Source organism: Nonomuraea sp. NPDC050202, assembly GCF_040656115.1.
Lineage (GTDB): Bacteria > Actinomycetota > Actinomycetes > Streptosporangiales > Streptosporangiaceae > Nonomuraea.
In genome coordinates this window covers 876627-898766 of the sequence record NZ_JBFALF010000002.1, presented here as the reverse complement: position 1 = coordinate 898766, position 22140 = coordinate 876627, and the positions used below count along the sequence as shown (strand labels likewise).

General features: G+C 73.4%; 17 protein-coding genes. 6 read left to right on the top strand and 11 right to left on the bottom strand.

The annotated features are described in order from the left end of the window. The 3 genes from AB0I79_RS09385 to AB0I79_RS09375 form a co-directional block, all read right to left on the bottom strand. Positions 1–1401 (bottom strand): HAMP domain-containing sensor histidine kinase, encoded by a 1401-nt coding sequence (locus AB0I79_RS09385; RefSeq protein ID WP_357869277.1) that lies wholly within the window; start codon positions 1399–1401, stop codon positions 1–3. Continuing rightward, the gene (locus AB0I79_RS09380) at positions 1398–2096 is read right to left on the bottom strand and encodes a response regulator transcription factor (protein WP_357869275.1); all 699 of its coding nucleotides are present in this window, start codon (positions 2094–2096) and stop codon (positions 1398–1400) included. Before AB0I79_RS09380 ends, AB0I79_RS09385 begins: the two co-directional genes overlap by 4 nt. 65 nt (positions 2097–2161) lie before the next feature. Further along, positions 2162–3358: a cytochrome P450 gene (locus AB0I79_RS09375; RefSeq protein WP_357869272.1), complete on the bottom strand. Its 1197-nt coding sequence runs from the start codon at positions 3356–3358 to the stop codon at positions 2162–2164. A gap of 86 nt (positions 3359–3444) precedes the next feature. Between AB0I79_RS09375 and AB0I79_RS09370 the strand changes: the two genes are divergently transcribed. Beyond that, complete coding sequence (locus tag AB0I79_RS09370; RefSeq protein WP_357869269.1) at positions 3445–3999, top strand: helix-turn-helix domain-containing protein; 555 nt, start codon at positions 3445–3447, stop codon at positions 3997–3999. 8 nt (positions 4000–4007) lie between these two features. On the opposite strand, the gene AB0I79_RS09365 is transcribed toward AB0I79_RS09370, so the two are convergent. Together AB0I79_RS09365 and AB0I79_RS09360 are read right to left on the bottom strand one after the other, a co-directional pair. Beyond that, positions 4008–5513, bottom strand: a complete 1506-nt coding sequence (locus AB0I79_RS09365; RefSeq protein ID WP_357869267.1) for an NAD(P)/FAD-dependent oxidoreductase — start codon at positions 5511–5513, stop codon at positions 4008–4010. A gap of 204 nt (positions 5514–5717) precedes the next feature. Continuing rightward, positions 5718–6608 carry a LysR family transcriptional regulator gene (locus AB0I79_RS09360; protein ID WP_357869264.1) on the bottom strand — a complete coding sequence of 297 codons (891 nt, stop codon included), beginning with the start codon at positions 6606–6608 and terminating at the stop codon, positions 5718–5720. A gap of 70 nt (positions 6609–6678) precedes the next feature. Between AB0I79_RS09360 and AB0I79_RS09355 the strand changes: the two genes are divergently transcribed. The 5 genes from AB0I79_RS09355 (at position 6679) to AB0I79_RS09335 (ending at position 12764) form a co-directional block, all read left to right on the top strand. Beyond that, complete coding sequence (locus tag AB0I79_RS09355) at positions 6679–7941, top strand: putative sulfate exporter family transporter (RefSeq protein WP_357869261.1); 1263 nt, start codon at positions 6679–6681, stop codon at positions 7939–7941. 107 nt (positions 7942–8048) lie between these two features. Then, positions 8049–8987, top strand: coding sequence for a pseudouridine-5'-phosphate glycosidase (locus AB0I79_RS09350; RefSeq protein ID WP_357869259.1), 939 nt, complete (start codon positions 8049–8051; stop codon positions 8985–8987). Continuing rightward, entirely contained in the window at positions 8984–9913 is a 930-nt protein-coding gene (locus AB0I79_RS09345) for a PfkB family carbohydrate kinase (RefSeq protein WP_357869257.1), read from the top strand. Before AB0I79_RS09350 ends, AB0I79_RS09345 begins: the two co-directional genes overlap by 4 nt. A gap of 83 nt (positions 9914–9996) precedes the next feature. Further along, positions 9997–12519, top strand: a complete 2523-nt coding sequence (locus AB0I79_RS09340) for a hypothetical protein (RefSeq protein WP_357869255.1) — start codon at positions 9997–9999, stop codon at positions 12517–12519. 113 nt (positions 12520–12632) lie between these two features. Then, positions 12633–12764, top strand: a complete 132-nt coding sequence (locus AB0I79_RS09335; RefSeq protein WP_357869254.1) for a hypothetical protein — start codon at positions 12633–12635, stop codon at positions 12762–12764. A 33-nt stretch (positions 12765–12797) separates the two neighbouring features. On the opposite strand, the gene AB0I79_RS09330 is transcribed toward AB0I79_RS09335, so the two are convergent. The 6 genes from AB0I79_RS09330 to AB0I79_RS09305 all read right to left on the bottom strand — a co-directional run bounded on the left by AB0I79_RS09330 (position 12798) and on the right by AB0I79_RS09305 (position 22124). Then, a complete protein-coding gene (locus AB0I79_RS09330) occupies positions 12798–15797 on the bottom strand; it encodes an AAA family ATPase (RefSeq protein WP_357869251.1) in 3000 nt (999 codons plus the stop codon). Between the two features lie 174 nt (positions 15798–15971). Then, the gene (locus AB0I79_RS09325; protein ID WP_357869248.1) at positions 15972–16406 is read right to left on the bottom strand and encodes a GNAT family N-acetyltransferase; all 435 of its coding nucleotides are present in this window, start codon (positions 16404–16406) and stop codon (positions 15972–15974) included. 46 nt (positions 16407–16452) lie between these two features. Then, positions 16453–17589 (bottom strand): acyl-CoA dehydrogenase family protein, encoded by a 1137-nt coding sequence (locus AB0I79_RS09320; protein ID WP_357869246.1) that lies wholly within the window; start codon positions 17587–17589, stop codon positions 16453–16455. 3 nt (positions 17590–17592) lie between these two features. Then, entirely contained in the window at positions 17593–18498 is a 906-nt protein-coding gene (locus tag AB0I79_RS09315) for a hydroxymethylglutaryl-CoA lyase (RefSeq protein WP_357869243.1), read from the bottom strand. Then, entirely contained in the window at positions 18498–20549 is a 2052-nt protein-coding gene (locus AB0I79_RS09310) for a biotin carboxylase N-terminal domain-containing protein (protein WP_357869241.1), read from the bottom strand. Before AB0I79_RS09310 ends, AB0I79_RS09315 begins: the two co-directional genes overlap by 1 nt. Before the next feature lie 3 nt (positions 20550–20552). After that, on the bottom strand, positions 20553–22124 hold the full coding sequence (locus AB0I79_RS09305; protein ID WP_357869238.1) for a carboxyl transferase domain-containing protein: 1572 nt from the start codon (positions 22122–22124) through the stop codon (positions 20553–20555). Positions 22125–22140: the final 16 nt, after the last annotated feature.

Genomic DNA, 22140 nt, shown 5'->3' with positions numbered 1-22140 from the left:
TTAAGGCGACTTATCCGATTCTGAGTTACGGATGAGAGTTCCCGGCAGCTCCATGGTGGCGATGGCTCCGCCGTCCGGGGCGTTCTCCAGGCTCACGGTGCCGCCCGCCTCCGTGACGGCCTGCGCCACGATCGCCAGCCCCAGCCCGGAGCCGGGCAGGCCGCGCGCCGACGGGGAGCGCCAGAACCGCTCGAAGACGTGCGGCAGCTCCTCCTCGGGCAGCCCGGGGCCGTGGTCGCGCACGGTCAGGCGGCCGTCGCGCAGGTTCACCTCGACCTGGGCGCCCGGCGGACTGAACTTGGCGGCGTTGTCGATGAGGTTCAGCACGGCACGTTCCAGCGAGGTGGCGCTGCCCACGACGTACCAGGGGCGCAGGTCGGTGACGACCTCGGCGCCGCGCAGCCTGGCACGCTCGACGGCGGCCGTGGCCACCTCGTGCAGGCCCAGCTCGACGTGCGGCTCGTGGTCGGTGTCGCCCCTGGCGAGCTGGAGCAGGTCGGCCACCAGCGTGGACAGCTCGGCGAACTGCGCCTTCACGTTGACCAGCAGGCGCTCCTTGGCGCCGGGGTCGAGGCTGCGGCCGGTCTGCTCGCTGCGCAGCAGCAGGTCGATGTTGGTGCGCAGGGTGGTGAGCGGGGTTCGCAGCTCGTGGCCGGCGTCGGCGACGAGCTGTTTCTGGCGCTCCCTGGAGCCTGCCAGGGCGGCGGTCATGGCGTTGAACGAGGAGGACAGGCGGGCGATCTCGTCGTTGCCGTGGACGGGGATGCGCGTGTCGAGGTCCTCGGTCTGCGCGATGTGCTCGACCGCCCTGGTCAGGTCGCCGACCGGGCGCAGGGCGGAGCGGGAGATCGCGAGCCCGGCCATGGCCGCGCCGAGCACGCCGAGCACGGAGATGCCCACGAGCATGATCCCGGCGTTACGCAACGTGCGCTGGATGTACCCGACAGGCCTGGCCTCCATGACCGCCACGCCGGGCTTGAAGTTGATCGTCACCACGCGCACGTCCTTGCCGTCGCGCGTCGTCCCGTAGCGGTAGACGGGCTCGCACGGCTCGAAGGCCTGCGCGTCTTTCTCGTAGTCGGGCACGATGGGCGACGGGCCGATCGAGCAGGTGGTGCTGTCGGCGTACAGTAAAGTCGCCAGGCCGTCGACGAACGGGCCCCGCGCGCCCTCCGGCGTGCAGTTGCGCTCCAGGAACCCCTTGTCGCCCCCTCGCACCGACTCCAGGATGCTCTGGTCGAAGTTGCCGATGAGCCGGGTCTGCAGGATGAAGTACGACGCGCCCGCGCACATCGCGATGGCCAGCGCCACTGCCACCGTCACCAGGAGCGTCAGCCGCGTGCGCAGGGTGCCGCGGGTGGCCAGGCCGCGCAGGCGCTCACCCAGCCCGCCGCCGTTCACGGCGTGGTCCTGAGCACATAACCCACCCCGCGCACGGTGTGGATCACGCGCGGCTCGCCCCCGGCCTCGGTCTTGCGCCGCAGGTACATCACGTACACGTCGAGCGAGTTGGACGTCGGCTCGAAGTCGAAGCCCCACACCTCGCTGAGGATCTGGTCCCTGGTCAGCACCTGGCGCGGGTGCGCCAGGAACAGCTCCATCAGCAGGTACTCGGTCCTGGTCAGGTCGAGCCTGCGGTCGCCGCGGGTGACCTCCCTGGTCGCCGGGTCCATGCGCAGGTCGCCGTACGAGAGCGTGTCGCCCTCGGCCGTGCCCGTGCTGAGCGCGCCGCGCCGCAGCAGGGCCCGCACCCTGGCCAGCAGCTCGTCCAGCTCGAACGGCTTGACCAGGTAGTCGTCGGCCCCCGCGTCGAGCCCGGAGACCCGGTCGCCGACCGCGTCGCGGGCCGTGAGCATGAGCACCGGGACGTGGTTGCCGGACCCGCGCAGCCTGCGGCACGCGGTCAGCCCGTCGAGCCTGGGCATCATGACATCGAGCAGCACCGCGTCGTACGGCTCCGCCGCCAGGGCGTCGAGCGCCTGTTGCCCGTCGTTGGCGGTGACGACCTTGTAGCCCTCGAACTCCAGGCTCGACTGCAGAGCCTCGCGCAACGCGGGCTCGTCGTCCACTACCAGCAACCGTGCGGGCTCACTCATGCTTACAAACGCTAGGGGCTCATCATGAAAACGTGATGAACGACCTCACAGAGGTCTTATGAGGATCACCACGCGACGGGCATCGAAGTGAGCCCGAAGATGGGTCCATCGTACTTGGCGGGCAGCTCCTCATCGGCCACCGTCACCCGCAGGCCGGGCAGGCGCTCGAACAGCGTGCGCAGCGCGATCTCCAGCTCGGCGCGCGCCAGGTTCTGGCCCAGGCACTGGTGCACGCCGTACCCGAAGGCCACGTGGTGGCGGGCGCCGCGCTCGACGTCGAAGTCGTCGGGCCGCTCGAACGCCCGCGCGTCGCGGTTGGCCGAGGCGCCGAGCACGAAGATGCCCTCGCCCTTCCTGACGAGCTGACCGCCGATCTCCTGGTCCTCGACGGCGACCCGGTCGAAGGCCACCCAGTCCACGATCGAGTGGTAACGCAGCAGCTCATCGACCGCCATGGGCCAGCGGTCGGGGTTCTCGCGCAGCGCGGCGAGCTGGTCCGGGTGGCGCAGGAGGGTGAGCGTGGCCAGTGGGATCATGTTGGCGGTGGTCTCGTGGCCGGCGACGAGCAGCAGGAACATCACGCCCACCAGCTCGTCGTGCGTGAGCCGCCCGCCGGTGATCAGCCGGCCCAGGAGGTCGTCCTGCGGGGCCTTCTCGGCGTCCGTGACGAGCCCGTCGAGGTAGTCCCTGATCGCGAACGCCGGCGTGTGGAAGTCCCCGTCGGAGCTGAGCATCTCGCGGGTTCGCGCCTGGAAGAACTCGCGGTCGGCGTACGGGACCCCGAGGAGCTGGCAGATCACCAGCGAGGGCAGCGCGAGCCCGAACGCCTCGACCAGCTCCGCCTCGGAGCCCTGCGCGACCATGTCGTCGATGAGCCGGTCGACCAGCGCCTGGATCCCCGGCCGCAGGTCCCTGATCCGCCTGACGGTGAACTCGGGGATGAGCAGCCGCCGGAACCTGGTGTGCTCGGGCGGGTCGAGGTCGATGAAGTGACCGGCCAGGAACTTCTCCATGGCCGCCGCCTCCTCGGGCGACGGCGGCGGCGCGGTGTGGAGGGCGGTGTTGGGATGGCCGGGCGTGGCCGGGCTGGTGCTGATGCCGCTGCCGGCGAGCACTCGCTGGGCCTCGGCGTGCCGGGTGACGAGCCAGACGTCCCCGTTGGGGAGTGAGGCCCTGACGAGCGGGGCCTGCTCGCGCATCCGCTCGTACTCGGGCGGCGGCGCGAACGGGCAGGTACGCGGAACCGGGAAGGAATGCGCCATAGTGTTGCCCCCAAGAAGCCGATCGCATTGCTTACTTACGCGAAAGTAAGCAATGATGCGATGGGCCGTCAAGTGATGGGAGCGGAATGGCGGGCCGGCGGACGGACACACGTGAGCGGATCCAGCAGGTGGCGCTGGAGTTGTTCGCCGAGCGCGGATACGACAAGACCTCGCTGCAGGAGGTGGCCGAGCGGCTGGAGATCACCAGGCCGGCGCTCTACTACCACTTCCGCACGAAGGAGGACATCCTCGCCAGCGTGGTGGACCGGCTGTGCGACTCGATCGACGAGCTGATGGCCTGGGCCGGGGAGCAGCCGAGGACGGCCGAGTCACGCCGGGAGATCCTGCGGCGCATGTCGGGGCTGATGGAGGATCAGTGGCGGCCTATGTTCAGGTTCGCCCAGGTGAATCAGGGCGTCATGCAGCACAACGTGGCCGGGGAGCGCATGCGGAGCCGGATCGTCGGCATGCTGTCGGTGCTGGCCGTGCCGGGGGCGAGCGCGGTCAAGCAGTTCGAGGCCAGGCTGGCGGTGTTCGCGGTGATACTCGGGAGCGCGCCGTTCCTGTTCGACATGGACCTGGACGAGGGCGAGCGGGCGGACGTGGCCCTGGAGGTGGCCGCCAAGCTCGTCACCGACTGAGCGTCGGGCTAACGCAGGAGCGCCATGGCGGCGTTGTGGCCGCCGATGCCGCTGACGCCGCCGCCCCTGCGGGCGCCCGCGCCGCACATCAGGATGCGCTCGTGCTCGGTCTCCACGCCCCACCCGCCGTCCTCGGCGTACGGCCAGCTCAGGTCGGTGTGGAAGATGTGACCGCCGGGCAGCCCGGCGTCCCGTTCGAGGTCCACCGGGGTCTTGACCTCGACGCACGGGGTGCCGTCGGGGGCGGTGAGCAGGCAGTCCTCGATGGGCTCGGCGAGGACCGCGTTGATGGAGGCGAAGGTGGCGTCCAGGGCCAGCTTCCTCGCCTTCTCCGGATCTTTCCGGAAGAGCCGGGCAGGCATGTGCAGGCCGAACAGCGTCATCGTCTCGGCACTGCCACGCAGGTCGGGCCCGAGGATGGACGCGTCGGTCAGCGAGTGGCAGTAGACCTCGGCGGGCGGCAGCTCGGGGATCTCGCCGCGCGCCGCCTGCTCGTACGCCGCCACGAGCTGATCGCGTCCCTCGTTGATGTGGAACGTCCCGCTGAAGGCCGCCCGCGGATCCACGGCGGCGTCCTTGAGCCGGGGCAGCCGCGTGAGCACCATGTTGACCTTGAGCTGCGCCCCCTCGGGCAGCACCGCCTCCGGCCGCCCCATCACCCGGTCGAGCACGGCCGGTGGCAGGTTCACCAGCACGTGCCCGCCGCTCACGGTGTGCTCGCCGTCGTCCGCCACGAACGTCACCTCGCCCGACGGCGAGATGCCGACGATCTCGGCCCCGGTCCTGATCTCGGCGCCCGCCCGCCTGGCCGCCGCCTCCAGCGCGCCGGAGACCGCGCCCATGCCGCCGACCGGGACGTTCCAGTCGCCGGTGCCGTCGCCGATCACGTGGTAGAGGAAGCACCGGTTGGCCAGCAGGTCGGTGGCCGGGTCGGCGAACGTGCCGATCAGCGCGTCGGTCAGCACGACGCCGCGCACGGTGTCGTCGCGGAACCGCTCGTCCACCGTCTCCCCGATCGGCCGCGCGAACAGGTCGCGCCACGCCTCCTGCCCGACCAGGCGCTCGATCTCGGCCTGCGGCCGCAGGGGTTCGAGCAGCGTGGGGGCGAGGGCGCGCGCCACCTCGGCGGTCATGCCGTAGAACCGCCGCCACGCCTCGTGGTCGGCCTCGCCGCCCGTGACGTTCCTGAACGAGGCCGCCGTACGCAGGTCGTCCTCGTTGTCGACGAGCAGGCCCGTGTCGCCCTTGGGGGTGTAGGAGGCGTACCGGCGGCGGCGCAGCTCCAGGTCCAGCCCCAGGTCGCGGACGATCCGGGTGGGCAGCAGGCTCACCAGGTAGGAGTACCGTGACAGGCGCACGTCCACGCCGGGGAACGCCCGCGCGGAGACCGCCAGGCCGCCCACGTGCGCGTATCGCTCCAGCACGAGCACCCGCCGCCCGGCCCCGGCGAGGTACGCCGCCGCGACCAGCCCGTTGTGCCCGCCCCCTGCCACGACCACGTCATACGAAGCCACCTTCGCACCCTACGACCCGCCCCGCCCCACCCGTCAACGCGCCCCACCCATCCGAGCGCCCCACCCATCCAAGCGCCCCACCCCCAACGCGCCGCACCCACAACGCGCCGCACCCACAAACCCCACCCGCCGACGCGCCGCACCTCACCGGCCCGCGCCCACCTCGCTCAGGAGCACCGCACCGGCGGCGGGGTCGTCAGCCGGTCAGGGGCGGGTCGCGATGGCCAGAAGGGTCGCCGCGGGGCCGGTCAGCGGGCGGCCTCGGCGCCACACCGCGCGCAGGCTGCGGACCAGGTTGACCCCCGTGAGCGGCACCTCCACCAGCCGCCCCGTCGCCACGTCGGACTCCACCGCGTACCCGCTCAGCACCGCCGGCGCCACGCCGGCCTGCGCCGCCCCCTTCACCGCCGAGTTCGATCCCAGCTCCAGCCGCGGGCTGGCCCGATGCATCGCGGCGAACGCCACGTCGAGCGTCTCCCGCGTACCGGAGCCGGTCTCCCGCACGACGAGCGGCGTGGCGGCCAGTTCCGGCCCCCTGAGCACGGTGCGGCGGCGCGCCCACGGATGCTCGGGCGCCACCACGACCACGAGCCGGTCGGTCCCGACGACCCGCACGGCCAGTCCGTCCGGCACGCTCGGCCCCTCGACGAACCCCAGCTCCACCTCCCCGGCCAGCACCCGGGCCGCGACGTCGGCGGAATTGACCACGTCCAGCCCCACCTGGACCTCGGGCTCCCGGTGCTGCAACTCGCCGAGCCAGCGCGGCACGAGGTACTCGGCCACCGTCATGCTCGACGCCACCCGCAGATGAGCGGCCTCGCTGAGACGTACGGCCTGGGCGGCGCGCATGAGCTCCTGGGCCGCCGCGAGCACCTGCGTGGCCCAGCCGGCCACCATCTTGCCCTCGGCGGTGAGCGTGGAGCCGCGGGGGGTGCGTTCGAGCAGGGGAAGGCCGAGACGGCGTTCGAGCAGGGCGATCCGCTTGCTGGCGGACGGCTGCGCGATCCCGGCCGCCCTGGCCGCCCGCCCGAGGCTGCCCAGCTCGCCGACGTCGACGAGGAGCTTGAGCGAGTCGAGATCCGGCAGCGCACTCATAGCCTCAGGCTATGGCCTCCCAGGCAAGGCATGGCTACCGGGCGTCCCTCCCGCGCCGAAGACTGGGATCATGCTCACCACCCCGCGCGACCCCGCCGCCCGCGATCCCCTGCAGCGGACCCGGCCACGCCTGGTGCGGGGTCACCGGCCGCGCCCGGACGGGCCGCCCCGGGGAACGCGCCGCGAAGCACCGGCGCCTCGATCGGGGCGCCGCTCCTGGTCGGCGCGCCTCGCCGAGCCCGGCTCCCGGTGGAGCGCCTTCGGTGAGGCGGGTGGCCGGTGGATGGGGCGTGCGACGGCGCGGATCGGTCTGCTGTGGCCGGGGGTGGCCGCGGCGGCCGTGGCGGTGGCGTTCGCGACGCTCGTCAACCGGCTCGTCCCGGCCCTCACCCCGGCGGTCGTCGCCGTCGCGGCCGGAGCGGCCGTGGCGAGCGTGGTGGGCGTCGGCGACCGGCTGAGGCCAGGGCTCGCGTTCGTGTCCAGGCGGGTGCTCCGGGTGGCGATCGCCCTGCTGGGCCTGCAGATCGCCGTGCCTCAGGTGCTGGCGCTCGGCTGGCAGAGCCTGGCCGTCGTGGCGGTGGCGACCGGGGTGACGTTCGCCGTGACGCCGCCGATCGGGCGCAGGCTGGGCCTGAGCCGCGGCACGTCCCTGCTCATCGCCACGGGCGTGGCCATCTGCGGCGCCGCCGCCATCGCCGCGATGCGCGAGAGCACGGACCTGCCCGACGAGGACGAGGCCGCCGCGAGCGCGCTCGGCGTCGTGGTCCTGTACGGGAGCGCGGCCATCGCCCTGATCCCCCTGCTGGCGGGCCTCATGGACCTGTCGCCGGCCCAGCTCGGCGTGTGGACGGGCGCGGCCGTGCACGAGGTGGCACAGGTGGCCGCGATCGGCGCCGCCTCGGGCGTGCTGGCCACCGCCGTGACGGTCAAACTGGGCCGCGTCGTCCTCCTGGCCCCGATCGTGGCACTGAAGACATACCGCGAGCGATCCGCCCAGAACGCCACGCGGACGGCGGGCCCGGATGATCCGGCCGCGGCGGGGGCGGCCGGACCGGAGCGGCGGGAGGGTGGGCGGAGGCCGCCGGTGGTGCCGCTGTTCGTGGCCGCGTTCCTGGCGATGGTGGCCGTGCGGAGCATCGGGCTGGTGCCCGCGGCGGTCACCGGCGCGCTCCCCGGCGTGACGAACGTGCTCATGGCCGCCGCCCTGTTCGGCCTCGGCACCGGCATCGACGTGCGCGGACTCCTGCGGGGCGGCCGGGCGGCGCTGCTCGGCGGCATCGCCACGGCGATCATCGCGGCCACATCCCTGGCCGGGGTCGCGCTCCTCGTGTGATCCTCGGAGTGGACGGCCGGGCCAGGGGCCCGTACCCTGCTCCATTTGGAACAAATACCGCGAAAGCGGTCGTTCCCCGTAGGCAGCCCCAGGACCACTCAAGGAGCATGAAACTCACCATGCGCAGCACCACCGACTCCATCCTGCAGCCGTCCGACGAGGTCGCCGAGGCCCTTGCGGCGGGCGCGCCGGTCGTGGCGCTGGAGTCCACGATCATCTCCCACGGGCTGCCGCAGCCGCGCAACCTGGAGGTGGCGCGGGAACTGGAGGGAGTCGTACGGGCGGCGGGCGCCGTACCGGCCACGATCGCCGTCCTGGACGGCGTGCCCCGCATCGGCCTGGACGAGGTGGAGCTGGAGCGCATCGCGTCCGAGCCCGGGCTGCGCAAGCTGGGCCAGCGCGACCTGCCCCTGGCGGCGGCGCTGAAGGCGAGCGGCGCGACCACGGTGTCGGCCACGTCGTTCCTGGCCGCGCGCGCCGGGATCCGGGTCTTCGCCACCGGCGGTCTCGGCGGCGTGCACCGCGGCTGGGCCGAGGACCAGGACGAGTCCGCCGACCTCGACACGCTCGCCCGCACGCGGATCACCGTCGTCTGCGCGGGCGTGAAGTCGATCCTCGACGTGCCGGCGACGCTGCAGCGGCTGGAGACGCGCGGCGTGAGCGTGGTGGGGTTCGGCACGGACACCTTCCCCGGCTTCTACCTGCACTCCTCCGGCCAGCCGATCGACTGGCGGATCGAGTCGCCCGACGAGGCCGCGGCCATCATGCGCGGCCAGGACGTCCTCGGCGGCCCCGAGACCGCGCTGATCGTGGCCAATCCGGTCCCCGAGGACCAGCAGCTCGACCCGGAGCTGCACGACCGCGTGCTCGGCGAGGCGCTGGCCGCCGCCGAGCGCGAGGGCGTCAAGGGGCAGGCGATCACCCCGTTCCTGCTCGGCTACCTGGTGAACGGCACCGCCGGCGCCTCGCTGGAGGCCAACCTGGCCGCCGTGCGCGGCAACACCGCCCTGGCGGCCCGGATCGCCGTCGCCTGGGCCAGACCGTGACCGGCAACGCCCTCCTGATCATCGGGGACGTCGTCACCGATGTGGTGGCGTTGCACGGCTCCCCGGTGCGGGCCGGCACCGACACGGCGGCCGACATCGTGCTGCGCCCGGGCGGCTCCGGCGCGAACACCGCCGCCTGGGCCGCCCGCCTGGGCGCCGAGGTGCACCTGCTGGCCAGGCTCGGCTACGACAGCAGCGAATGGCACACCACCGAGCTGGTCAAGACGGGCGTGCACCCGCACGTGGCGGTGGATCCCGACCGTCCCACGGCCGTCGTGATCGCGATGGTGGATCGCAGCGGTGAGCGCTCGATGCTCACCAACCGCGGTGCCGGCGGCCTGATCTCGGCGGCCGACTGGGACCCGGCCCTGCTCGACGGCGTGACGCGGCTGCACCTGTCGGGCTACATCCTGTTCGCCGAGGCCGGGCTGGGCCTGGCCAGGCGGGCCATGGCGGACGCGGCGGCGGCCGGCGTCGCGATCAGCCTCGACCCGGCCTCCACGGGCCCGCTGCGCGACTTCGGCGTTGAACGTTTCACCCGCGAGACCGCGCCCGCCGGCCTGATCATCCCGAACCTCGACGAGGCCCTCCTCCTCAGCGGTGCCCGGACGGCGGAGCAGGCGGCCGTACACTTGAGTGAGAGATATGGCACAGCGGTGGTGAAGCTGGGCGCACAGGGCGCGCTGGCCGCCGTGGACGGCGAGGTGGTGGCGACCACTGAGGGGGTGTCCGCCGAGGTCGTCGACTCCACGGGGGCGGGTGACGCGTTCGCCGCCGGGGTCCTCGCCGCGAAACTGCTCGGCGCCGACGAACAGGCCGCCTTGCAGGCCGGTTGCCGTGCTGGTGCGGAATGTGTGGCCCAGGTGGGCGGCCGTCCACGGTACGGTTTGGATCTGAACCGTCTTTACCCTATTCACACTGATTGATAGCTTGCCGCGTAGGCTGCACCATTAGCCACATGCGTTACGGGCAGCACCACGCGGCTCACTGGGGAGGATAAGGTCCGCCGATGGAAGTCGAGTCATCGATCTGCCTGAGCGACCTAGTCCCTGCGCTGCGTTGGAGCCGCCCGCAGCAGGTGGCCGAGGCGCTGGGGGATCCGCGCCTGCCCGCGGGGTGGTGGTCCTCTCTCGCGCTGTCCAAGGCGCTCGGCACGGCGGGGCTCGACTGGATCTGTGACCGGCTGGCCCGGCTGGCCTCCTCCCGCTGGGACCACCTGCCGCTGGCCGACCTGCTGCCCGCCCTGACGGTTCACCACATCGATCCCGCGCTGCCGGGCTGGCCCGAGGCCACCCGTACGGCGATCACCGGCCTCGGCGGCTGGCAGCGGCTGCGCCGCCTGTCGCCCAGCGACCTGACAACCCCGTCGGCCACGCCCGAGGCCGTGATCGGGTCCGTCTTCCGCGAGATCCTCGGCCGCATCCCGGCCCAGCGCGAGGTTCCCGTCGCCGCCGCCCAGGCAGGCCATCCGGAGGTCACCCGGCCGCTCCAGCGGGGCCAGGCGCCCGCCTCCTCCGCCGGTACGGGCTCGTTCGCCGCGCAGCCCTCGCCGGCGGCCGGGCCGCGCCAGACCGGCTCCTTCCCGCTTCCCACCGCCGCCGACAGCGGCCCCGGGGCACGCCAGACGGGCTCCTTCCCCGCCGTACCCGGCGAGCGGCAGACGGGTTCTTCCCCGTCGGTGCCCGGTGAACGCCAGACCGGCTCCTTCCCGGCGGTGCCCGGCGAGCGCCAGACGGGTTCCTTCCCCGCCGTACCTGGGGAGCGCCAGAGCGGCTCCTTCCCGGCCGCGCCGGCCGCCGACGCGACGCCCGGGTCCTTCCCCGGCGCACCGCAACAGCCCTCGGAACGCCAGCCGGGCTCCTTCCCCGGCGGGCCGCAGACCCCCGAGCGCCGGCCGGGCTCCTTCCCCGAGCAGCCCGCGGCCGACGGCACGCCCGGGTCCCGCCAGACCGGCTCCTTCCCCGCCGTACCCGGCGAGCGCCAGACCGGCTCGTTCCCCGCAGTGCCCGGCGAACGCAACACAGGCCCCTTCCCCGCGGCCGACGGCACGCCGGGGGCGCGCGAGACGGGCTCGTTCCCCGCGCAATCCCCGGGCGGGCCGCGCCAGGGGTTCGCCGGCGAGGGCGGCCTCCCGCAGCGCCCGGCCCCCGGCCAACAGGAACGCCTCCCGCAGCGCCCCACGGGCCCGCAGTCCGGACGCCAGGACCCGAGCGCCCTCCCGCCCCGTCCCGGCACGCCCGGCCCCGTCCCGGGCGCGCCCGGCACGCCCGGCTCCGTCCCCAGCACTCCGGGCGCCGCAGCTCCCGGCTCGAACGCCGGCGCGCCAGGTTCCGCCACCGGCGTCCCAGGCTCCCGTCCCGGCGCCTCCCCGCTTCCCGGCGCGCCCGGAGCCACCCCGGCCGGCTCGATCCCACCCCTCCCCGGCGGCGCCGACCCCGCCAAGGGCTACTCCACCCCCGTCCCCTCGGACACCGACCATGCGATGGTCCGGGTCGTGGACAGCCTCTTCCGCAGCCTGGACAAGCTGGAGCTGGCCGTCGCCGTGCACCGGCTGTTCGCCGAGGACCCGGTCAGCCTGCGTACGCTCGCCCACAAGATGCTGGTGGAGCGGGAGGCGCTCTCCCAGGCCCAGCGCACCGCCGAGGAACGCGTCCTGCAGTGGCTGCGCTCCTCCGAGTCCGCGCCGGTCACCGGCCACATGTTCCGCCTGACCGAGTGGCTGGGCGCCGCGGCCACCGAGGATCAGCTCATCGGTGCGGACCCGGCCCACCCGGTAATGGTCCCCTCGTTGCGCACGCCGCTGTGGCGGGTGCTGGTGACGCTGATGCCGGACCGCCGCCTCCAGGACGGCTGGCTCGTCGTGGGCGACATCCACGGCCTGCAGGCCCGTACGAGGCAGCTCCTGGCCTCCAGCTCGCCCGACGCCGACGTCGTGGAGCTCATGAGCGAGCTGGGCATCCGCGCCCACTCGGCCAAGGCCTGGCTCGATGCGCTGCCTCCCGAGACGGGGCCCGACCAGGTGTCCGCCGCCCCGTCGCCGGCTCAGCCCCTCCCCCGCCGCACGCCCGGCGCCAACGGCCACCACCACCGCGGCGGCCAGCCCATCCCAGCGGCGACGGCCGGATCCATCGACCCCTCCGCCGCGCTCGCCACGCTGTCGGCGCTGTCGGGCGGCCGCTCGTCGATGCTGCCCGCCGGCGGCCTGGCGGGCACCCCGTCCACGCCTCCTCCGCCGCTGCCGAGCCCGTCCTCCGACCCGCGCCGCTGGCAGCGCATCGAGGTCACGCCCGAGCACCTCAGGGGCGGCCCGGTGGCGGTGCCCGAGGGGTACGCGGCGCAGCTCGGCATGCGCCCCGGCACCCTGCTGTCGGTGACGGGTCCGGGCGACAACGCGATCGTCCTGGTCTGGCAGGGTCACCAGCCGGTCTTCGACTCGCTGCAGCCCGTCCTCATGCGCCTGAACGCCCGCCCGGGCGACCAGGTGTACGTCACGGTGGACGGCTACCGCCTGGAAGCCCAGCTCACCGCCTGACGCCGCCCTCCCCGGGCTCCTCCGTCGGGAAGAAGATCGCGCTCACGGGACGAAGGACGCCGTCCGCGCCGCCACCGTCCAGCGCGCCGGTTTCGGCTCGTTCCACTCCCCCCGTGAGCCCGCTGGACGCCTACGACCTCGTCGTGCACCTGCCCCACGTCACGGGCGCCGAGCCCGACGAGAGCGCGCTCGCCTGCTCGCCCCAGGAGGTGCGGGAGGTGTTCTCCCACTACAAGCCGCGGTGACGCGTCCTGGCACCCGCCACGTCGCAGCGGGCGTCAGTCGAACAGGCGCATGCGGTGGGCCGTGGCCGCCGCCTCGCCGCGCGTGGCCGCTCCCAGCTTGGCCAGGATGTTGGACACGTGCACGCTCACCGTCTTGACCGAGATGACCAGCTCCTCGGCGATCTCGCGGTTGCTCCGCCCGCTCGTCACCTCCCGCAGCACCTCCAGCTCGCGAGCCGTGAGCCCGAGCGGCTGCCCGCCGGCGGGCTCCTCCGAGCCGCCGCCGATCCTGGCCCGCCGCGTGAAGGCGTCGAGCTGCTCCAGCAGCGGCGTGGCGCCGAGCTCGCGGGCCAGGTCGCGGGAGCGGGTGATCCGGGCCGCCGCCCCCTGCCGGTCGCCGGACGCGAGCGCCGCCCGCGCCGCGGACATCAGGCAGAGCGCCTCGGCGTACGGCTCCCGCAGCGCCTCCCACGCCCCCACCGCCAGGTCCCACGCCTTGAGCCGCCAGGCGACCGCCTCGGCGGCGTGCTCCAGCGGCGCCTCGGGCCCGGTCAGCGCGCCGAACGTGAGCCGGTGCGCCTGCTGCAGATCGCCCTCGGCCAGCAGCTCCCCGCCGAGCGCCCGCAGCCGCGGCAGCAGCGACAACGCGAGCCGCGCGACCGCCCCGAGCTCCACCGCCCTCGGCTCCGTGAACTCCGCGGGCTCCCCCGGACCGGTCTCGGCGAGGCCCGCCGTGGCGTCCAGGAGCCGCGGCGACGGCACCACGGCCCAGACGAGCTGCGCGACGGCCACCAGCACCGGCCAGGAGTAACGCGGGTTGCTCACCAGGTCGCGCTCGTCCAGGGCGCGCGCCGCCGTCTCCACGGCCTGGTCGAGCTGCCCCCGCGCCTGCAGCAGCCGGATCTCCCTGCACAGGTGGGGCAGCGTCGTCTGGTCCCGGTAGTTGCCCCGTGACAGCACGCTCCGCGACGCCTCCAGCAGCTTCTCCGCCCTGTCGAACTGCCCGCGCGCCAGCGCGATGTCGGTGGCGAAGCCCTGCAGACTGGCCCGGTAGGGGGCGGGCGGCGCCAGTTCGAGCGCGTGCTCGACCACCTGGAGCGCCTCGTCCCAGCGGCCGAGCGACACCAGCGGCTCGGCCAGGTTGATCGACAGGAACGTGCCCGACGTGCGGGCCAGGCCGTACTGGCGGGCCTCCTCGACCCCCTCGCGGGCGACCCGCGCGGCCCGCTCGTGCATGCCGGCGCCCTCCAGGGCGTCGGACTCGGAGATCGCGCACCGCATCAGCGCGTTGTACGCCTCGTCGCGGGAGGCGATGCGGCGCGCCTCGGCGAACGCGGCGAGCTGGGAGTCCATGTCGGAGTAGCAGGAGTGGCCCCAGGTGAGGCTGATCATCGCGTGCGCCTCGACGTTGGCGTCGCCGACCTCGTGGCCGATCTCCATGGCGTGCCGGGCCGTGGCCTGCCGCTCCTGCCGGTCCTCCGGCCGGTGGAGCATGCGTGACAGGCTCTCCAGCACCTGGCCGCGGAGCTTGAGCTGGTCGGCGGGCACGAGAGCGGCGGCCGCGCGCAGGTCCTCGAGGTGGCCGGGGCGGCTCAGGTCGTAGCGGGTCAGGCCGCGCTGGCGCAGCAGCATGGCCGCCCTGATCGGGTCGACGCAGTGGTCGAGCTCGTCGAGCGCGGCGCTGGCCATGGCGATGCTGCGCTCGTACTCGCCGGACAGGTGCGCGACCGTGGCCGTCTGCCTGAGCACGTCGATGCGGTCGGCGCCGATGCGCTCGGCCGCGTCGGGCACCTGGTCCCACAGCTCCAGCACGCGGGACAGCATGCGGAGCTGCTCGTCGTAGGCGGTGGACTTGCGGGCCGCGGCGGCGGCGTGCCAGGCGCTGGTCAGCGCCCAGGTGGAGTCGTGGGCGGAGTGCCAGTGGTGGGCCAGCTCGATCGCGCCGCGCGGGGCGGGCAGGATCGACAGGTCGCGCTCCAGCGCCTCGGCGTAGCGGGTGTGCAGGCGGACGTGCTCGCCGGGCAGCAGGTCGTCGTGGAGCGCCTCGCGGATGAGCGCGTGGCGGAAGCTGTAACCCTCGCCGTCGACCACCAGCACGTTGCCCGCCACGGCGGGCCGCAGGGCGCGCGACAGCGCGCCCTCGTCGAGCCCGGCGACGGCGCTGAGCAGGGCGTGCTCGATGCGCTGGCCGCCGGCGCTGGCCACGCGCAGCAGCTCCTGCGTCTCCTCCGGCAGCCGCTCGACGCTGGCCAGCAGCAGGTCGCGCAGCGACTCGGGCAGCGCCTCGCCGCCGCCGCACTCGTTGAGCAGCGCCTCGACGAACAGCGGGTTGCCCTCGCTGCGCGCGTAGATGAGGTCCATGTCGGCGGGGGACGGCTCCCGCTCCAGGATCCCGGCCGCCAGCGCGACGGCCTCCCTGCGGGTGAGCCTGCGCAGCTCGGCCCTGGTCACCCACTCGACCCGGCCCAGCTCGGCGAGCAGCGGCCGCAGCGGGTGGTTGCGGTGCAGCTCGTCGGTGCGGTACGTCACCACGATGAGCAGGCGGGCCGCCGTGCGCTGGTAGCGCACGAGGAACGTCAGCAGGTCGCGGGTGGAGCGGTCGGCCCAGTGGGCGTCCTCCACGATCAGCACCACGGGCCGCTCCTCGGCCAGCCGCTCCAGCAGCCCGAGCACCTGCTCGAACAGCCGCGCCCTGGCCTCGGGCCCGTCTTTGCCCGGCTCCCCGAACTCGGGCAGCAGCCGCCCCAGGGCCCGCGCGTTGCCGCCGGGCACGAGCGCGGCCACCGCGTCGCGGCCCAGCTCGCGCACCAGACCGCGCAGCACGGCGGTGAACGGCGCGAACGGCAGGCCCTCCGTGCCCAGCTCCAGGCAGCCGCCGACGAGCACCAGGGCGTCGCCTGCCCGGTGGTCGACGAACTCCTTGACCAGCCGCGTCTTGCCGACCCCGGCCTCACCGCCCACCAGCACGGTGGACGACGCCCCGGCCCGCGATCGGGCCAGGCCGTCACCGAGAGCGGCGAGCTCGCGGGCACGCCCGACGAACAGAGGGCTCACGGCATGGATACTCACGCCCCAAGGATGCCATCCGCCTGAGACAGAAACATCCGCCAGCCCCCGCTGTACGCGCTCAGCGGAGGACTCGTGCGCGGGGGCTCAGCGCAGGGGCTCAGCGCAGGGGCTCAGCGCAGGGCCTCGTGAAAGGGTCGAGGCAGGACCTCGCGGGAGGGCTCAGCGCAGGACCTTGCGGAAGAACGTGGCCGACGCCTCGTACCCCAGCGCATGGTAGAACTCCGGCGCCCGCCGCGTCGCCATCGCCACGTACCCGGCCTCGCGCGACCGGGCCCACCGCTCGAACTCCTCCAGCAGCGCCCGCCCGATCCCCTGCCGACGCGACCCCGACTGGACCATGGCCTCCTCGACCCAGGCGACCGGCCCGTTCGCGAACAGCGTCAGATGCACGAACCCGAGCAGGTAACCGTGCACCCGCCCGCCCACGACGGCAGTGAGCAGCAGGGCGTCGTCGTTGGCGAGCAACGCGGGCAGCGCGGCGTCGAAGGCGTCGCGCTCCGGCCTGAACGTCAGGCCGAACTCGCGGGCCAGCGCGAACACCTCGTCCGCGTCCGACTTCTCCGCCCTCCTGATGAGAAGATCGTCAGCCGTCATGACCAACGACCCTAGATCGTCGCGAGGGCATTTAGCAAACACCTGTTCACAGGTCGCCCAGCCCGAGTTGCCGCGCGATGAGCATCCGCTGCACCTCGCTGGTGCCCTCGCCGATCTCCAGGATCTTGGCGTCGCGGTAGAAACGCCCGACGGGGAACTCGTTCATGAACCCGTACCCGCCGAAGATCTGCGTCGCCTCCCGCGAGTTGTCCATCGCCGCGTTCGAGGAGACCAGCTTGGCGATCGCCGCCTCCTTCTTGAACGGCGCCCCGGCCACCATCTTCTCGGCCGCGTGGTAGTAGGCCAGGCGGGCGGTGTGCGTGCGGGCCTCCATGTCGGCGATCTTGAACTGGATGGCCTGGTAGTGGCCGATCGGATGGCCGAACGCCCTGCGGTCCCTGACGTACTTCAGGCACTCGTCCACGCAGCCCTGCGCCAGCCCCACGCCGAGCGCCGCGATCGCGATGCGGCCCTCGTCGAGGGTCTGCAGGAACTGGGCGTAGCCGCGGCCGCGCTCGCCCAGCAGGTTGCCGGCGGGGACGCGGCAGTCGGTGAACGACAGCTCCCGGGTGTCGGAGGCGTTCCAGCCGACCTTGGAGTACTTCTTCGACACCGCGAACCCGGGCGTGCCGCTCGGCACCAGGATCGTGGAGATCTCCCGCTCGCCGGTGAGCGCGGCCACGCCGACGACGCCGGTGATGTCGGTGCCGGAGTTCGTGATGAACGCCTTCGTCCCGTTGATCACCCATTCGTGGCCGTCGAGCACGGCCGTGGTCCGCATCCCGCCCGGCACGTCGGAGCCGCCGCCCGGCTCGGTGAGCCCGAACGCGCCCAGCCGCTCCCCCGAGGTCAGCCTGGGCAGCCACTGCCTGCGCTGTTCCTCGGTGCCGTACCGGAAGATCGGCATCGCGCCCAGCGACACCGCCGCCTCCAGGGTGATGGCCACGCTGGAGTCGACCCTGGCCAGCTCCTCCAGGGCCAGGCAGAGGGCGAAGTAGTCGCCGCCCATCCCGCCGTACTCCTCGGGGAACGGCAGGCCGAACAGCCCCATCGCGCCCATCTGCCGCACGACGTCGTACGGGAACTCCTCTCGCTCGTAGAAGTCGCCGATCACCGGCGCGACCACCTCACGGGCGAACGCCTCTACCGTCTTGCGCAGCTCTTCGTACTCGTCGTTGAGCATGTCTCAGCCTTTCGAAAGCGCCTGTACGACGCGGGACGGGCTGGGCCTGCCGAGCAGCTCCGCCAGCCAGGTGCTGGTGGACACGAGCTTGCCCAGGTCGAGGCCGGTCTCGATACCGAGGCCGCGCAGCATCCAGACCAGGTCCTCGGTGGCCAGGTTGCCGGTGGCGGACTCGGCGTACGGGCAGCCGCCGATACCGCCCGTGGAGGCGTCGATGGTGGTGACGCCCGATCTCAGCGCTGCCAGGGTGTTGGACAGCGCCTGTCCGTAGGTGTCGTGGAAGTGCACGGCCAGCCGCTCCGGCGTGCGGAAGGCCTCGATCAGGGCCGTGACGTGACCCGGGGTGCCGACGCCGATCGTGTCGCCCAGCGACAGCTCGTAGCAGCCCAGCCCGAGCAGCCGCTCGCCGACCGTGACGACCTGCGCGATCGGCGTGGGCCCCTCCCAGGGGTCGCCGAAGCACATCGACACGTAGCCGCGCACCTTGATCCCGTTGTCCAGCGCCCTGGCCACGACCGGCTCGAACATCTCGAACTGGCTCTCCAGGCTGCGGTTCAGGTTCTTGGCGGCGAACGTCTCGGTGGCGCTGGCGAAGATGGCGATCTCGTCCACGCCCAGGTCGAGGGCGCGGTCGAGGCCGCGCAGGTTCGGCACGAGCACGGGGTAGCGCACGCCCGGCTTCCTGTGCAGCCTGGTCAGGAGCTGCTCGGCGTCGGCGAGCTGCGGCACCCACTTCGGGTGCACGAAGCTGGTGGCCTCGATCACCTTGTGCCCCGCGTCCGCGAGCCGGTCGATGAGCTCGGCCTTCACCTCGACGGGGATGACGGCGGACTCGTTCTGCAGGCCGTCGCGCGGGCCGACCTCGTAGATCGTGACCTGGTGCGGAAGACCTTCCATGGGGTACGGCATCACGCCTCCTCGCTGGTGACCACGGCCAGGACGGCGTCCATGTCGACCGGCTGGCCGGCCCGTACGGACAGCTCGGAGACGACGCCGTCGCGCGGGGCCGTGACCGTGTGCTCCATCTTCATGGCCTCCACGATGAGCAGTGGCTGGCCCTCGTTCACCCGGTCGCCCTGCTGCGCCTTGACCACCAGCACGGTGCCGGGCATGGGGCTCCTGACCACGCCGTCGGCCGCCGAGGCGGCACCCGCGCGGTCGCCGGGGTCGCCGATCAGGTGCCGGGTGAGCGGCCAGGACGCGCCGTCCCTGCCGAGCCAGAGGGTGTCACCGTCGCGTACCCAGAGGTAACGCGTGGTGCGCCCGCCGATCGTGACGGCCAGGTCGCTGCCCGGCCGGATGCGCGCCCGCACCGCTTCGCCATTCATCAGGACTTCGGCGGACTCCTCGGGCAGCCCGCGGACCTGGATCGCGTGCACACCGTCCCGGGACTCCAGCCGCCACGTCGTCCAGGCCTGCTCCCCGATCCGCCACCCGTCGGTGACCTCCCACGGGTCGTCGCCCTGCGGCATGGCGTGGAAGACCAGCGCCGCCGCGGCCTGGACCTCCTCGGGCGGCGCCGCGTCCGGCACCAGCTCGGGCAGGACGCGCTCGACCAGGCCGGTGTCCAGCTCGCCCGCCACGACGGCCGGATGCGCGGCCAGGGCCCGCAGGAACGGGATGTTGGTCACCACGCCGAGGACCGCCGTCCCGGCCAGCGCCCGGTCCAGCGCCCTGAGCGCCGCGGCCCGGTCCGGCGCCCAGGCGACGACCTTCGACAGCATGGGGTCGAACTCGCTTCCGACGACGCCCCCCTCGACCAGCCCGGAATCCACCCGGACGACCGCCCTCCCACCGGAGACCGGCCCGCTCGGCATCCCGCCGCCGGAAACCGGGCCGCTCGGCACCCCGCCGCCGGAGACCGCGCCGCTCGGCACCCCGCCGCCGGAGACCGGCCCAGGGCCCGCGTCGCCGGGTTCCCGCAGCGTCAGGATCCGGCCGCCCGTCGGCAGGAAGCCGCGCGCCGGATCCTCGGCGTACACGCGGGCCTCCACCGCGTGGCCGTCGAGCCGCACGTCCTCCTGCCCGAACGGCAGCCGCTCCCCCGCCGCCACCCGCAGTTGCAGCTCCACCAGGTCCAGGCCGGTCACCAGCTCGGTGACCGGATGCTCGACCTGCAGCCGGGTGTTCATCTCCATGAAGTGGTAGGCGCCGGTGGTGCCGTCCACGATGAACTCGACCGTGCCGGCGCCCACGTACCCGACCGAGCGGGCGGCCTCCACCGCCGCCGCGCCCATGCGGGCCCGCGTCTCGGGGGAGACGAAGGGCGACGGCGCCTCCTCGATGATCTTCTGGTGCCTGCGCTGGAGGCTGCACTCGCGCTCACCCAGGTGGACGACGTTGCCGTGGGTGTCGGCGAGGATCTGGATCTCGATGTGGCGGGGGTTCTCGACGTACCGCTCGATCAGCAGCGTGCCGTCACCGAACGCGGCCAGCGCCGTACGCCGCGCCGACTCCAGGGCGTCGGGCAGCTCGGCGGCCGACCGGACCAGCACCATGCCCTTGCCCCCGCCGCCCGCGGACGGCTTGATCAGGGCGGGGAAGTCGCGCCACTCCTCCAGCCCCGGCTCGGTGGCGCCGGGCACCACGGGCACCCCGGCGGCGGACACGGTGGCCTTGGCGCGGATCTTGTCGCCCATCGCGTCGATGGCGGCGGCCGGCGGCCCGACGAACACCACCCCGGCCTCGGCGCAGCGCCGCGCGAACGCGGCGTTCTCGGCGAGGAACCCGTAGCCGGGATGCACCGCCTGCGCCCCGGAGGCCAGCGCCGCGCCGGCGATGGCCTCGATGTCCAGATATCTCGGCACCTCAAGGGCGAGGTCGGCCTCGCGGACGTGCCTGGCCCCCGCGTCGGACGGCGTGTGCACGGCCACGGACGCGATGCCGAGCCCGCGCAGCGTGCGCGCGATCCGTACGGCGATCTCGCCCCTGTTGGCGATCAGAACACGGTCGAACAGCATGCGTCACATCCGGAAGACGCCGTAACCGGCGGGCTCGAGCGGCGCGTTGGCCGCCGCGGACAGCGCCAGGCCCAGGACCGTGCGGGTGTCGAGCGGGTCGATCACGCCGTCGTCCCAGAGCCTGGCCGTGGAGTAGTAGGGGTTGCCCTGGTGCTCGTACTGGGCCCTGATCGCGTCGGGGTCGGCGTCGCCGACCGTGGTGAGGACGTTCGCGGCCTGCTCGCCGCCCATGACCGAGATGCGGGCGTTCGGCCACATCCACAGGAACCTGGGCGAGTACGCCCGCCCCGCCATCGCGTAGTTGCCGGCCCCGAACGACCCGCCGATCACCACCGTGAACTTGGGCACCCGGGCGCACGCCACCGCCGTCACCATCTTGGCGCCGTGCTTGGCGATGCCGCCCGCCTCGTACGCCTTGCCGACCATGAAGCCGCTGATGTTCTGCAGGAACAGCAGGGGGATGCGGCGCTGGTCGCACAGCTCGATGAAGTGCGCGCCCTTCATCGCCGACTCGCTGAACAGGATGCCGTTGTTGGCCAGGATGCCCACCGGGTGCCCGTGGACGTGGGCGAAGCCGGTGACGAGCGTCGATCCGTACTCGGCCTTGAACTCAAGGAAGCGCGAGCCGTCGACGATCCTGGCGATCACCTCACGCACGTCGTACGGCTGGCGGGTGTCGGCGGGCACCAGCCCGTACAGGTCGCGGGGGTCGTGGGCGGGCGGCTCCGGCGCGATCGTCCGCCAGGGCCGCTCGGCGCGCGGGGCCAGCGTGGAGACGATGTCGCGGACGATGGCCAGCGCGTGCGCGTCGTCCTCGGCCAGGTGATCGGTGACGCCGCTGACGCGCGCGTGCAGGTCGCCGCCGCCCAGCTCCTCGGCCGTGACCTCCTCGCCGGTGGCCGCCTTCACCAGCGGCGGGCCGCCCAGGAAGATCGTGCCCTGGCCGCGGACGATGACCGCCTCGTCGCTCATGGCGGGCACGTACGCGCCGCCGGCCGTGCAGGAGCCGAGCACGGCGGCGATCTGCGGGATGCCGCGCGCGGACATCGTGGCCTGGTTGTAGAAGATGCGGCCGAAGTGCTCGCGGTCGGGGAACACCTCGTCCTGCCGGGGCAGGAACGCTCCACCGGAGTCCACGAGGTAGACGCAGGGCAGGCGGTTGTGCAGCGCCACCTCCTGCGCGCGCAGGTGCTTCTTGACCGTGATCGGGTAGTACGTGCCGCCCTTGACGGTGGCGTCGTTGGCGACGATCACGCATTCGCGGCCGGAGACGCGGCCGACGCCGGTGATGATGCCCGCGGCCGGGGCCTGGTCGTCGTAGAGGCCGTTCGCGGCCAGCGGCGACAGCTCCAGGAAGCGGGAGCCGGGGTCGAGCAGGCCGTCGACGCGCTCGCGCGGCAGCAGCTTGCCGCGCTCCACGTGCCGCCGCCGCGACCGCTCGGGGCCGCCGAGCGCGGCGACCGCGAGGCGTTCGAGCAGCTCGGCGGCGAGCCGCTCGTTGAGCTCGGCGTTGTGCTTGTACGCCTCGCTCCCGGGCTCCACAGCCGTCTTCAGCACCGGCCAGTCGCTCCTCATGGCTCCAGATGTTAGT

Bases quoted from the DNA above. Each gene is read 5' to 3' on its own strand.
- AB0I79_RS09325 (WP_357869248.1), bottom strand. From the start codon at position 16,406: ATGACGGCTGACGATCTTCTCATCAGGAGGGCGGAGAAGTCGGACGCG.
- AB0I79_RS09380 (WP_357869275.1), bottom strand. From the start codon at position 2,096: ATGAGTGAGCCCGCACGGTTGCTGGTAGTGGACGACGAGCCCGCGTTG.
- AB0I79_RS09310 (WP_357869241.1), bottom strand. From the start codon at position 20,549: ATGCTGTTCGACCGTGTTCTGATCGCCAACAGGGGCGAGATCGCCGTA.
- AB0I79_RS09315 (WP_357869243.1), bottom strand. From the start codon at position 18,498: ATGCCGTACCCCATGGAAGGTCTTCCGCACCAGGTCACGATCTACGAG.
- AB0I79_RS09320 (WP_357869246.1), bottom strand. From the start codon at position 17,589: ATGCTCAACGACGAGTACGAAGAGCTGCGCAAGACGGTAGAGGCGTTC.
- AB0I79_RS09360 (WP_357869264.1), bottom strand. From the start codon at position 6,608: ATGAGTGCGCTGCCGGATCTCGACTCGCTCAAGCTCCTCGTCGACGTC.
- AB0I79_RS09305 (WP_357869238.1), bottom strand. From the start codon at position 22,124: ATGAGGAGCGACTGGCCGGTGCTGAAGACGGCTGTGGAGCCCGGGAGC.
- AB0I79_RS09340 (WP_357869255.1), top strand. From the start codon at position 9,997: ATGGAAGTCGAGTCATCGATCTGCCTGAGCGACCTAGTCCCTGCGCTG.
- AB0I79_RS09350 (WP_357869259.1), top strand. From the start codon at position 8,049: ATGAAACTCACCATGCGCAGCACCACCGACTCCATCCTGCAGCCGTCC.
- AB0I79_RS09370 (WP_357869269.1), top strand. From the start codon at position 3,445: ATGGCGGGCCGGCGGACGGACACACGTGAGCGGATCCAGCAGGTGGCG.
- AB0I79_RS09375 (WP_357869272.1), bottom strand. From the start codon at position 3,358: ATGGCGCATTCCTTCCCGGTTCCGCGTACCTGCCCGTTCGCGCCGCCG.
- AB0I79_RS09355 (WP_357869261.1), top strand. From the start codon at position 6,679: ATGCTCACCACCCCGCGCGACCCCGCCGCCCGCGATCCCCTGCAGCGG.